Here is a 12,747-nt window from a genome sequence, read left to right on the forward strand (position 1 = left end):
CCCAGCGAGAACGGGGTCGACGTGAGCAGTGGCATTTCCGTCGCACCATCCGTGACCAGGCCCGTGAACAGCGCGGACTGGTGGCGGGACGCGGTGATCTACCAGATTTACCCGCGCAGTTTCGCGGACGGCGACGGCGACGGCGTGGGTGATCTCGCGGGCGTGCGATCGCGGTTGCCGTATCTCGCCTCGCTCGGGATCGACGCGCTCTGGTTCACGCCCTGGTACGCCTCCCCGCTCGCGGACGGCGGCTACGACGTCGCGGACTACCGGGCGATCGACCCGGCGTTCGGCGACCTCGCCGAGGCCGAGCGGCTCATCGCGGAGGCAGCCGGACTCGGCATCCGCACGATCGTCGACGTGGTGCCCAACCACGTGTCCGACCAGCACGCGTGGTTCCAGGTGGCGCTGGCGGCGGGGCCGGGTTCCCCCGAGCGGGAGCGCTTCTGGTTCCGGCCGGGCCGCGGCGAGCACGGCGAACTCCCGCCCACCGACTGGGTGTCGAGCTTCTCCGGCGGCACGTGGACCCGCACGGTGAACCCGGACGGCACGCCCGGCGAGTGGTACCTGCACCTGTTCGCGCCGCAGCAGCCCGACCTCAACTGGACCCACCCGGACGTGTGGCGTGAGCACGAGGCCGTGCTGCGCTTCTGGTTCGACCGCGGGGTGGCGGGCATCCGGATCGACTCGGCGACCATGCCGGTCAAGGATCCCGGGTTTCCCGAGGTGGCCGAGGCGGCCGGCCATCCGTTCGTCGACCGCGACGAGGTGCACGAGATCTACCGGCGGTGGCGCGCGGTGGCCGACTCCTACGCCGAGCCGAGGGTGCTGATCGGCGAGGTCTGGCTCGCGGACCAGCAGCGGTTCGCCCGTTACCTGCGTCCTGACGAGATGCACACGGCGTTCAACTTCGACTTCATGACCCGCCCGTGGGACGCCGCCGAGCTGCGTGCCTCGATCGAGTCCACACTGGACGCTCATCGGCCGGTCGGCGCGCCCGCCACGTGGGTGCTGGCGAACCACGACGTCACCCGGCCCGCCACCCGCTACGGCCGCCAGGACAGCTCGTTCGGGTTCGAGGCGCGGAGGTTCGGCATCGCGACGGATCTCTCCCAGGGCACGCGCAGGGCACGCGCGGCGGCGTTGCTGACGGGCGCGTTGCCCGGCTCTCTGTACGTCTACCAGGGCGACGAACTCGGTCTGCCCGAGGTGGAGGACCTGCCGCTGGACGTGCTGCAGGACCCGATGTTCTTCCGTTCCGACGGGGTCGACCCCGGCCGGGACGGGTGCCGTGTCCCGCTGCCGTGGACCGCGGCCGGCAGCGCGTTCGGGTTCAGTCCACAGGGGACGGTCCCGGCGCCGTGGCTCCCCCAGCCCGCCGGCTGGGGCTCCTACTCGGTGCAGCGGCAGGAGACCGATCCCGGCTCGATGCTGAGCCTCTATCGCGCCCTGCTGTCGCTGCGGCCACGCGATCCGGAGTTCTCCTGGCTCGACGCGGGCCAGGACGTGCTCGCGTTCCGCCGTGGCGCCGACTTCGTCTGCGTCGTGAATCTCGGTTCCACCCCTGTTCCCCTTCCGCCGCACACCGACGTGCTGCTCGCCAGCTCCGAAGTGCGCGACGGCCACCTCTCCCCCGACGCCGCCGCCTGGCTGCGCGGGTAAGCCGCCCGCAAGGAGTGACGATGAAGTCCTCGAGAATCAGCGCCGCCGTACTGGCCACGGCGCTCGCCGTCACCGGGTGCGCCGGTGGCGAGCCGGAGGGGTCGGGTGGCCGGCTCGCCCTGACCGTCGCGATCGACCCCGGCCTGGAGAAGGGTGCGGTCGACGCGTTCAACGCCCGTGTCGCCGAGTTCGAGAAGGCGCATCCGGACGTGGACGTGCAGCCCCAGGAGTACAAGTGGGACGCGACGACGTTCACCGCCCAGCTCGCGGGCGGCACGCTGCCCGCGGTGTTCACCGCGCCGTTCACCGACGGCCGCGGGCTCATCGAACGCAGGCAGATCGCGGACATCAGCGGCGAGGTCGCGAAGCTGCCGTACGCCAAGGGGTTCAACGCCTCGGTGGCGAAGGCCGGTCAGGCGGCGGACGGCGGCATGCAGGCCGTGCCGATCGCCGCCTACGGCCAGGCCCTGCACTACAACCGCACGCTGTTCACGCAGGCGGGCCTCGACCCGGACAAGCCGCCCGCCACGTGGGCCGAGGTGCGGTCGGCCGCGAAGCAGATCGCCGAGCGCACCGGCCAGGCCGGCTACGCCCAGATGACGGCGGGCAACACCGGCGGCTGGATCCTCGCCACGCTCGACTACGCGTTCGGCGGCCGGGTCGAGCAGCTCTCCGGTGACAGCGCGAAGTCCACGCTGAACACGGACGAGATGCGGGCCGTGCTGAAGCAGCTGCAGGACATGCGGTGGACGGACAACAGCATGGGCGCGAACTTCCTGTACGACTGGGCCACGATCAACCAGGACTTCGCGGCGGGCCGCATCGGCATGTACGTCTCGGGCGGCGGCAACTACGGCTCGCTCAAGGCGCAGAACGCGCTGAAGGCCGAGGACTACGGCATCACCACGGTCCCGTTGGCGGACAAGGGCACCGCCGGCGTGCTCGGCGGCGGCTCGCTCGCCGTGGTGCGCGCGAAGTCGTCCGCCGCGGTGGTGTCCGCGGGTGTGAAGTGGATCGACTTCTACTACCTGTCGAAGCTGACCGCGCAGGACCAGGCCGTGGCCGACGCGAAGACCACGTCCGAGACGGCGCAGGCGGTCGGCTCGCCCGAACTGCCGGTGTTCGACCGCGCCCTGCACGACCAGCGGCAGCAGTGGATCGCGCAGTACGTCAACGTGCCGGTGCAGCAGATGAAGCCGTACACCGACAAGATGTTCGCGCAGCCACTGGTTCCCGAGCCCACGAGGTCGACCCAGCAGGTCTACGCGCTGCTCGACCCGGTGGTGCAGGCCGTGCTGACCGACCGGAACGCCGACGCGACCGCACTGCTCGCTCAGGCCGAGTCCCAGGCGCAGGCGCTGCTGGACCGCAAGTGACCACCACCGCCTCTCCCCGGCAGGCCGCGCCACCCCGCCCGGCACGGCCTGCCGCGCACCCCCGTCGTCGACGGCGCCGCGGCGGCCTCGCGGCCCTGCTGTTCCTGCTGCCGATGTTCGCGGTGTTCGGCGTGTTCTCCTGGATCCCGATTCTGCAGACCGCCGTGATGTCGGTGCAGCAGACGAACCTGGTCGACACACCGGAGTTCGTCGGCCTGGACAACTTCGTGACCGTCCTGAACGACCCGCTGCTGTGGACGGCGGTCCGCAACACCCTGTGGTTCGCGTTCCTCGCGCTGCTCATCGGCTACCCCGCGCCGTTGGTGCTGGCGGTGCTGATGAACGAGGTGCGCCGGCTGCGCGGCCTCTACAGCGCGCTCGCCTACCTGCCCGTGGTGGTCCCACCGGTGGTGGCGGTGCTGCTGTGGAAGTTCTTCTACGACGCGGGCCCGCACGGCCTGTTCAACACGGTGCTCGGCTGGGTGGGCATCGCGCCGGTCGCGTGGCTGCAGGACGGCGGCACCGCGATGGTGTCGCTCGTCGTCGAGTCCACCTGGGCGGCGATGGGCGGCACGGTCATCATCTACCTGGCCGCACTCACCCGCGTGCCACCAGAGCTCTACGAGGCCGCCGAGATCGACGGCGCCTCGGTGTGGCACAAGGTCTGGCACGTGACGCTGCCGCAGTTGCGGGGAGTCCTGCTGATCACGTTCATCCTGCAGATCGTCGGCACCGCGCAGGTGTTCCTCGAACCGTTCCTGTTCACCGGCGGCGGCCCGGCGAACAAGACCACCACGATCCTCCTGCTGATCTACAACTACGCCTTCGCCTCCAGCCTCGGCGGCGACTACGGCGCCGCCACCGCCCTCAGTCTGATGCTCGCCGTCGTGCTGGCCCTGCTGTCCGCCCTGTACTTCCGACTCACGCGCTCGTGGAGCACGTCATGACCACCCGCAGCGAGCAGGACCCTGCTGTGCAGCCGCCTCTCCAGGCAGCGCGGGAACCGCTACTGACTCAGGCAACCCCACCCAGCCTGACGCCCGCCACCGCACACCACGTCACCACCGAACGCAGCCGCCACAACGCAGTCGACCGCCACGGCCTCCTGCCCCACATCCCCCAGGCGGGCCCTCCGCCCAGTTCTCACCACTCCGCGGAGCGCAACACCACCGGCCGCCGCACCCCGGCAGCCGCTACCGACCACACACCCGCCACCGCAATCACCCCGCCTTCCGACCCCCACCCCACCAGCCCGCGGAGCACCCCATGACCGACCGCGGAGTCCTCTCCACCCACGACCGCAAGGTCCCGGCCGTCCGCCGAACCATCCGGACCGCGCAGACCCTCCTGCTGGGCGGCCTGCTGCTGATCGGCCTGGGCCCGGTGCTGTGGCTGGCGAAGGCGGCGATCACCCCGACCCAGGACACCCTGCGCGCACCGCTCGCGTTGTGGCCCAACGGGTTCGACTTCGCGAACCTCGTCACGGCGTGGACGCGGGTGGAGATCGACAAGTACTTCCTGAACACGGTGCTGCTCGCGTTCGGCGCGTGGGCGGTGCAGTTGCTGGTCGCGATGACGGCCGGGTTCGCCCTGTCCGTGTTGCGGCCGCGCTGTCGCAAGGTCGTCACGGGGGTGGTGCTGGCGACGTTGTTCGTGCCGTCGGTGGTGCTGCTCGTGCCGCTCTACCTCACGATCACCGACCTGTCGCTGATCAACAGCTTCTGGGCGGTGTGGCTGCCGGCGGGCGCGAACGCGTTCAACGTCCTGCTGGTGCAACGGTTCCTCGACGGTCTGCCCCGCGAGGTGTTCGAGGCCGCGACCGTGGACGGGGCCGGTCCGTTGCGGCTGTTCGTCTCGATCGTGCTGCCGATGTCCCGTCCGATCCTCGGGGTGGTGTCGGTGTTCGCCGTCATCGCGTCGTGGAAGGACTTCCTCTGGCCGATGCTGGTGCTGCCGGATCCGGCAGTGCAGCCGTTGTCCGTGCGTCTGCCCGCACTGCAGCGGTTCGTCGAGCTCGACGTGTTCCTCGCCGCGCTCGCCATTTCGACCCTCATCCCTGTCGCGCTCTTCCTCGTCTTCCAGCGCCTGTTCCTCAACGGCAGCGCGCTCAGCGGAGCGGTGAAGGGCTGAACGAACGGAACCCCCACATGGCAACGTCGCCATGGTTGCGCGCGCTCGCAACCGCCCTGATCACCCTGTCGGCAACAGTTCTTCCCACCACGGCCACCGCGGCCACCACCCGTCTTGAGGCCGAGAACGCCGCGCTGAGCGGCGGCGCGGTCGTCCAGACCGATCACACCGGCTTCAGCGGCACCGGATTCGTCGGCGGCTTCACCGACGCGAACCGCGGCACCGCCACCACCTCGTTCGCGTGGTCCGCACCGGCCGCCGGCACCTACTCGCTCGCGGTGAAGTACGCCAACGGCACCGGCTCGCCGCGCACCCTGACGCTGCGGATCGACGGCGCAGGCCCGCGACAGATCACCCTGCCCTCCACGGCGAACTGGGACACGTGGAGTTCGGCCTCGACAGCGGTCCAACTGCCGGCGGGCGCGCACACCTTCGCGTACAGCTTCGGCTCGGCCGACAACGGCAACGTGAACCTCGACCACCTCGAAGTCGCGACCACCGTGACCGAGTCCGGTCCCGCGTACGAGGCGGAGAACGCGACGCTCAGCGGCGGCGCGGTCGTCCAGTCCGACCACCCCGGCTACACCGGCGGCGGATTCGTCGGCGGGTACACCGACGCGAACCGCGGCACCGCACGCACCACGTTCCGGGTCACGGCCGCCACCGCGGGTCAGCACGACCTCGCGATCCGGCTGGCGAACGGCACCGGCTCCGCGCGCACCCTGTCGCTGTACGTCGACGGCGCGAAGCAACGGCAGATCAGCCTGCCCGCGACGGCGAACTGGGACACCTGGGCGACCACGACCGAACAGGTCACGCTGACGGCAGGGCAGCACGACGTCGCGCTCGCGTTCGACTCGGGCGACTCCGGCAACCTGAACCTCGACAGCCTCACCGTCAGCACCGCGGTCCAGGCCGGTCCGGGCGAGGCCGAGTCGGCCTTCCGCTCCGGCGGCGCATCCGTCCACACAGGACTCGCGGGCTACGCGGGCTCCGGCTACGTCGCCGGATTCGGCACGGTCGGCGCACGCGTCGTGCGGACCGTCAAAGCCGACAACGCCGGGAACGCGACCGTCACCGTGCGGTTCCAGAGCACGTCGAACGCGACGCTGGCGTTGACGGCCAACGGCCGGGACGCGGGCACCCTCTCGTTCGCCGCGGGCAGCGGCTGGCGCACCACGACGGCGACGGTGCCGTTGCGCGCGGGAGTCAACACCGTCGGCCTGACCAGCACGACCGCCACGGACGTCGCGATCGACAGCATCTCCGTCACCGGCGAAGGCGCTCTTGCCCAGCGCGGCGCGACGGTGCCGTACACGACCTACGAGGCCGAAGCAGCCACCACGAACGGCACGGTGCTCGCGGCGAGCCGCACGTACCGGCAGATCCAGTCCGAGGCCAGCGGCCGCAGGGCGGTGGTTCTCGACGCCGTGGGCGAACACGTCACGGTCAAGCTCACCGCGCCGGCGAACGGCCTGGTGCTGCGCCACTCCATCCCGGACAACGCGGCCGGAACCGGCCAGCGCGCACCGATCTCGTTGTACGCCAACGGAACCAAGCAGCGCGACATCACGCTGACGTCCGAGTACAGCTGGGTGTACGGCGACTACCCGTACTTCAACAACCCCGCGCTGGGCGGCGGGCACCGGTTCTTCGACGAGACCAGGATCCTGGGCGACTGGGCTGCCGGCACCGAGCTGAAGTTCCAGGTGGACACCGCGAACGCGCTCGCCTACGTGCTCGACTTCGTGGAGGCCGAGGCGGTGCCCGCGGCCGCGGCCGCGCCGGCGAACGCCGTGTCGATCACCTCGCACGGCGCCGTGCCGAACAACGGCTCGGATGCCACCGCCGCCATCACCGCGGCCATCGCGGAGGGCGCCGCCCAGAACCGGCCGGTGTGGGTGCCGGCGGGCACGTTCCGCATCTCGTCTCGCATCAACGTGGGCAACGTGCGGATCATCGGCGCCGGGCCGTGGCACTCGGTCGTCCAGGGCGCCGGCTCCAAGGGTGGTTTCCTCGCCACCGGCAAGGTGACGATCGCGGACCTGGCGATCTTCGGCGACGTCCGGGTGCGCGAGGACAACGGCTCCGATCCCGCCCTGGAAGGCAACTTCGGCTCGGGCTCGCTGCTGCAGAACGTGTGGATCGAGCACACCAAGGTCGGTCTCTGGGCCGACAACGGCACCAACGGCCTGTACGCGGTCGGCCTGCGCGTGCGCAACACGTTCGCGGACGGCGTGAACCTGAACGGCGACGTCGTCGACACCAGGATCGACCAGTCCACCACGCGCAACAACGGTGACGACGGCCTCGCGATGTGGTCCGAGGGCGCACCGGTCACCAGGACCGCGTTCACCAGCAACACGGTCCAGTTACCGGCGGGCGCGAACGGCATCGCGGTCTACGGCGGCGCGGACAACCGCATCGAGGACAACCACGTCTCCGACATCGTCACCTCGGGATCGGGCATCGCGGTGAGCACCTGGCACCAGCCCGTTCCGTTCAGCGGCACGACGACGGTGCGCCGCAACACCCTGCTGCGCGCGGGCAGCTTCGAGCCGAACTGGAACTCGGCGATCGGCGCGCTGTGGATCTACACGGCCGACCACGAGATCCGCACGCCGGTGGTGATCAGCGATCTGACCATCACCGACAGCAGCTATCAGGGCGTGCTGATGAGCTGGCAGAAGACGATGACCCCGATCACCTTCGACAGGCTCACCATCGACGGCGCCACCTGGGGCTTCGAGATCCAGGCCGCCGGGAGCGGCACGATCTCCGGCACCAAGGTCACCCGTGCGTCCTCCGGCGGGCTGCTCAACGCCCAGGGCTTCGCGCTGACGCTGGGAGGAGGCAACTCCGGTATCTGACGCGATCCCGCTGCCGTCCCCGAAACCGCCTCACGGGGATGGCAGCGGGATCTCCAGGCTCACCGTGCCGCGCAGATCGAGCCACGCGCGGTCGCGGCCGCGGACCAGCCGCAGCACGACCTCCTCGCAGTGCGGCAGCGCGCGACGATGCCCGGCGCGTTCTGGTAGACGCGCAGGGTCGCCACCGAGCCGCGGTAGCCGCAGCCGGAGCACTGTCCGGTCGCCACCGTCAGGTCCACCGCGAAGATCTCCCGCAGATCGCCCGCCAGCGCGTTGCCGTCGACGTGGTCGTCGCTCATCGGTGCTCTCCTGTCAGCCGAAGCGTTCGGTGCGGACGCGGCGGGGGTCGTGACCGAGCGCCACGAAGATGTCGGACACCGTCTCGACGAACCCGGTCGGCCCGCACACGAAGACGTTCGGGGTGAAGTCGGCCGGCCAGGCGTGGGTGTTCAAGGTGGCCAGGCCGAGGCGTTTCGGTGGCTCGGGCGAGCCTTCCGGGGCTTGCCGGGTGTACACGAGGTGCACGTCGAGGCCGGCGTCCTCGCGCGCACGCCGGCGCAGTTCGTCGGCGTAGTAGACGTCCTCTGGTGTGCGCACCGAGTAGATCAGCCGGAACGGCACCCGGCTGCCTTCCGCGGCCCGTGTGCGGATCATCGCCATCAACGGCGCGATGCCCGATCCGCCCGCGACGAGCGTCACCGGCGCCTGGTCGGCCGCGCGCCACACGAACCAGCCGCCGACCGGGCCGCGCAGCTCGATCTGGTCGCCGGGTGCGAGCACGTCGCACAGGTACGGCGACACCTCGCCGTCGGCGACCCGCTGAACGCTCAGCTCGAACCGCTCCCCGTCCGGCGCGGAGGAGATCGAGTAGCTGCGCTGCACCGAGTAGCCGTCCTCGGCGGTCAGCCGGACGTCGACGTGCTGCCCCGGCAGGTGACCGGGCCAGCCGGGCACGTCGAACACGAGGCTGCGCGCGCTCTTGGTGATGTCGGTGGACTCGGCCACCGAGGCCACCCGCCAGGTCAGTCGCCCTGATACCGCTGCTCGCGCCATGGGTCTCCGTAGTCGTGGTAGCCCGCGCTTTCCCAGAAGCCGGGTTCGTCCTCGAGCAGCAACTGGATCCCGCGGACCCACTTCGCCGACTTCCAGAAGTACAGGTGCGGCACCAGCAGCCGCGCCGGGCCGCCGTGCTCGGGCGTGAGCTCGTCGTCGTCGTAGCGGTACGCGATCCACGCCTGGCCGTCGATCAGGTCTTCCAGCGGCAGGTTCGTCGTGTAGCCGCCGTAGGACTGGACGAGCGCGAAGTCCGCCGCCGTCTCGACGTCCTCCAGCAGGACGTCGAGCGAGACGCCCTTCCAGCGGGTGCCGAGCTTCGACCACTTGGTGACGCAGTGGATGTCCTTGGTGATCTTCTCCGCGGGCAGGTCCATCAGCTGCTGCCACGACCAGTCGTAACGCTGACCGGCCTCGGTGTTGATCGTGAACTGCCAGCGGTCGGTGGTCACTCGCGGCGTCGGGCCCGCCGTGAGGACGGGGAAGTCCTCTGCCAGGTACTGACCGGGCGGCAGCTGCACGTCCGGTGACTGGCGTCGCCCGGTGAAACCGGGAGAGACGATTGGCATCGTGTCAGTAGACGCCAGTGGCGCGCCGAACGCCACTGCTGATCACGGAGGTCACATGGACGTCAGGGTCGAGATCACCGGCACCACGACGCTGATCCGGATGAATCGCCCGGACCGGCGCAACGCGGTCGACGGCCCGATGGCCGCTGAGCTGCGGGACGCGTTCCTCGCGTTCGAGGCCGATCCCTCGCAACGGGTCGCGGTGCTCGCGGGCGAGGGCGGGACGTTCTGCGCGGGGGCGGACCTGAGCGTCGTCGGGGATCCCGCCCGGCGCAACGAGCTCGACCCCTCCGGTGGCGGCGCCGGCCCGATGGGGCCGACCCGGCTGGAGCTGGGCAAGCCGGTGATCGCGGCGGTGAGCGGCTACGCGGTGGCGGGCGGGCTGGAGCTCGCGCTGCTGGCCGACCTGCGGGTGGTCGAGAGCGACGCGGTGTTCGGGGTGTTCTGCCGGCGGTGGGGTGTGCCGTTGATCGACGGTGGCACCGTGCGGCTGCCACGGATCGTGGGGCTGGGGCGGGCGTTGGATCTGATCCTCACCGGACGTCCGGTGCACGCCGAGGAGGCGTTGGCGATCGGGCTTGCCAACCGGGTGGTGGAACCCGGTCAGGCGGTGGCGGCCGCGCTGGAGCTGGCCGAGCAGATCGCCGGGTTCCCGTTCGAATGCGTGCTGGCCGACCGGGCCTCGACCTACGGCGGACTCGACCTGCCGCTGGCCGAGGCGTTGCGGGCAGAAGGCGCGGCCGGGGTGCCGATCGTGGCCCGGGAAGGGATGGCCGGCGCCGCCCGGTTCGCGGGCGGCGCCGGACGGCACGGGAAGTTCGCTGACGACGGCGGCGAACGGTGAGGTCCGGCGCCGGACGGCACCTCCGGTCCGGTGTCGGACCGGAGGTGCGGGCGATCAGCGGAGGCGCCGGATCGTCAGGTCGGCGTTGCGGGCGATCTCCCGTTCGGTGAACTCGCCCTTCACCCACTGCTTCTTCGCGTAGAGCCGTGCCTGGTCGGTGTGGTGTGGAGAGGCCGGGTCAGCGGACTGGCCGTAGATCAGCATCGAGCTCATCCGCGGGCCGTTCTTCGTCAGCTCGACCGCCATGACGAAGCTGGAGCCGTGCGAGATCTCCGGAGTGAGTCCCGGTCGGGGCGGGCCGGGCACCGAGATGACGTTGAAGCAGCCTTCCGGGCCGCGGCAGCCGTGGATCGGGATGCCCTCGTACTGCTGGACGGCGTCGAGCGGCACGTCCACCGCGACACCGGCGTCTCCGAACAGCCGGACCGTGTCGGCGAAGGCCCGCTGGACGCCGGGATCGCTCGCGTTGATGCCGCGTGGGGTGTGGACGGGGTCGGCCGGGTCGAACGGCACCTGCCACAGGTTCGTCCCAGGACGGCCGGTCAGCGCGACGAACGAACGCCAGAAGTAGGCGCCCCGGCTTTCTGAGCCGGTGTCTCCGGTGCCGGGCCAGGCTGCCAGGACCGAGCAGGCAGCGCGGACGTCGACGGGCCGGCCGTCGTTCGCGGGCAGGGTCGGGTTGGCCTGGCACATCGCGACGACCGCGGCTCGGCCCTGCTCGGCGGTGAGGTTGCGGTTGCCGAACATCGCTTGTTCCAGAGTGGACAGTGTGAAGGTGTTGGTGCCGATCATGTCCAGGCCCACGCGGGTGCGCGCGGACCGTTCGGTGCCGACGTCGCCGACGATGGACGGGTAGCCGGTCAGCGGCGCGGCGGGGTTCGCCAGCCACGCGCTGTCGTTCATGTTGCTGACGTGGTCGCGCCGGATCAGCGTGGGCAACCGACGAGGGCCGAACCTGCCCGGCGTCACGGCGTCGGGGTCGGTGCCCCAGCCGCAGTCCGACCGGCTGCCGTCGAGGACCACCAGGCCGATGGGCACGTCGGCGCCGCACCGGGCGCGCTGCTCGTCGGTGACGTGCGGGACGACCTGGACGTCACCGAAGTAGGCGGTGCCGGTGGTGTCCGAGGCGAGTGTGTTGACCCACGGGAGTGCCTGGTGACGGACGAGCGCCTGGTGCAGGTCGGGCACGCTGCGGGCGCGGGCGATGGCCAGCCACTGGTCGACGACCTGCAGGTTGCCCAGGTTCGCGTCGCGCAGCACGAACGCGGTGGTGTCGGTCCACTGCAGCGCGCGGTCGTCCTCGACCACCGGGCCGTCCGGGGTGCGGTAGAGGGTTCTCGTCGTGCCGCCGGCGGTGACCTGCTCGGCGATCATGCGGTGTGCCTTGCCGTCGACGAGGTAGCTGGTCGGGTCGCCGGGGACGAGGGTCAGCTTCGAGAGCGTGATCGTCTGGGCCTCGGACGCCGTGTGGGTCCAGCCGAGCTTGTCGTTGTGGCCGATGTTGACCACCGGCACGCCGAACAGGCCCGCGCCGCTGACGTTCAGCTCGCCGGGGATCGTGAGGTGGTGCTGGTAGAAGCGCCAGGTGTCGGCCCAGTCGAAGTGCGGGTTGCCCAGCACCATGCCGGTTCCGGCGGCGGTCGCCTGCTTGCCGAGCGCGATGCCGTTGCTGCCGGGCCGTTCCTTCTCCACCCGTGCGGGCGCCGCGAGCGCCGTGCCGGGCGGCTGGGCCGACACGAGCTGTTCCTGGAAGCCTTCGCTGCCAGTGAGACCGGCGACCTGGTGGACGCGCCTCCACACGTCGATCTCGGTGATCGGCCTCGCCCAGGCCTTGCACCCCTCGGGCGCGCCGTTCTGGGCGAGATAGCGGTTGAACCCGGCCACGTACCCCCGCACCAGGTCCTTGGCCTGCTTCGAGGGACGGTCGAGCTGCCGTTCGACCACCGCGGACTGGTTGAGGCGCTGGTAGTAGAGGTCGCTGGCCAGGTCGTCCTGCCCGAACCAGCGCGACCGTTCGGCGGACAGCGTCACGACGATCTCCGCCATGACGCAGGTGTTGTCCTCGGCGAACGCGTAGCCGAGTCCCTGGCCGACGCCGCGATAGTCGTGCGCGAGCACGTGCGGGATGCCGTAGGACGTTCGTCTGATCACCGTGCCGCTGTCGGCGACGGCGGGCAGGCTCGTGGCCAGAACCCCTGCTGCCACGAGCGACAACGCGATGAACCTGCGCATTCGTGATCCCC

The 12,747-nt window shown here is 70.8% G+C and carries 9 protein-coding genes and 1 pseudogene; 6 read left to right on the forward strand and 4 right to left on the reverse strand.

Annotated elements, in window-relative coordinates:
• Positions 1–51: 51 nt before the first annotated feature.
• From SK854_RS35645 to SK854_RS35665, 5 genes are all read left to right on the forward strand, one after another.
• A complete protein-coding gene (locus SK854_RS35645; protein ID WP_319979540.1) occupies positions 52–1,662 on the forward strand; it encodes a glycoside hydrolase family 13 protein in 1,611 nt (536 codons plus the stop codon).
• A 20-nt stretch (positions 1,663–1,682) separates the two neighbouring features.
• On the forward strand, positions 1,683–3,038 hold the full coding sequence (locus SK854_RS35650) for an ABC transporter substrate-binding protein (protein WP_319979541.1): 1,356 nt from the start codon (positions 1,683–1,685) through the stop codon (positions 3,036–3,038).
• Positions 3,035–3,985 carry a carbohydrate ABC transporter permease gene (locus SK854_RS35655; RefSeq protein ID WP_319979542.1) on the forward strand — a complete coding sequence of 317 codons (951 nt, stop codon included), beginning with the start codon at positions 3,035–3,037 and terminating at the stop codon, positions 3,983–3,985. Before SK854_RS35650 ends, SK854_RS35655 begins: the two co-directional genes overlap by 4 nt.
• Before the next feature lie 319 nt (positions 3,986–4,304).
• Complete coding sequence (locus tag SK854_RS35660) at positions 4,305–5,168, forward strand: carbohydrate ABC transporter permease (protein WP_319979543.1); 864 nt, start codon at positions 4,305–4,307, stop codon at positions 5,166–5,168.
• Positions 5,169–5,185: 17 nt separating this feature from the next.
• Positions 5,186–8,038 carry a carbohydrate-binding protein gene (locus tag SK854_RS35665; RefSeq protein WP_319979544.1) on the forward strand — a complete coding sequence of 951 codons (2,853 nt, stop codon included), beginning with the start codon at positions 5,186–5,188 and terminating at the stop codon, positions 8,036–8,038.
• Positions 8,039–8,068: 30 nt separating this feature from the next.
• On the opposite strand, the pseudogene SK854_RS35670 reads toward SK854_RS35665, so the two are convergent.
• The 3 genes and pseudogenes from SK854_RS35670 to SK854_RS35680 form a co-directional block, all read right to left on the reverse strand.
• Positions 8,069–8,337, reverse strand: a pseudogene (locus tag SK854_RS35670) (DUF6510 family protein).
• Positions 8,338–8,350: 13 nt separating this feature from the next.
• Positions 8,351–9,091, reverse strand: a complete 741-nt coding sequence (locus tag SK854_RS35675; protein ID WP_319979546.1) for a ferredoxin reductase — start codon at positions 9,089–9,091, stop codon at positions 8,351–8,353.
• Entirely contained in the window at positions 9,061–9,660 is a 600-nt protein-coding gene (locus SK854_RS35680) for a sulfite oxidase-like oxidoreductase (protein ID WP_319979547.1), read from the reverse strand. The genes SK854_RS35675 and SK854_RS35680 overlap by 31 nt, the downstream gene beginning before the upstream one ends.
• A gap of 55 nt (positions 9,661–9,715) precedes the next feature.
• Between SK854_RS35680 and SK854_RS35685 the strand changes: the two genes are divergently transcribed.
• A complete protein-coding gene (locus tag SK854_RS35685) occupies positions 9,716–10,504 on the forward strand; it encodes a crotonase/enoyl-CoA hydratase family protein (protein WP_319979548.1) in 789 nt (262 codons plus the stop codon).
• Positions 10,505–10,558: 54 nt separating this feature from the next.
• On the opposite strand, the gene SK854_RS35690 is transcribed toward SK854_RS35685, so the two are convergent.
• Complete coding sequence (locus SK854_RS35690; RefSeq protein WP_319979549.1) at positions 10,559–12,736, reverse strand: penicillin acylase family protein; 2,178 nt, start codon at positions 12,734–12,736, stop codon at positions 10,559–10,561.
• Between the last annotated feature and the right edge of the window lie 11 nt (positions 12,737–12,747).

This window comes from Lentzea sokolovensis, assembly GCF_033949975.1.
Lineage (GTDB): Bacteria > Actinomycetota > Actinomycetes > Mycobacteriales > Pseudonocardiaceae > Lentzea > Lentzea sokolovensis.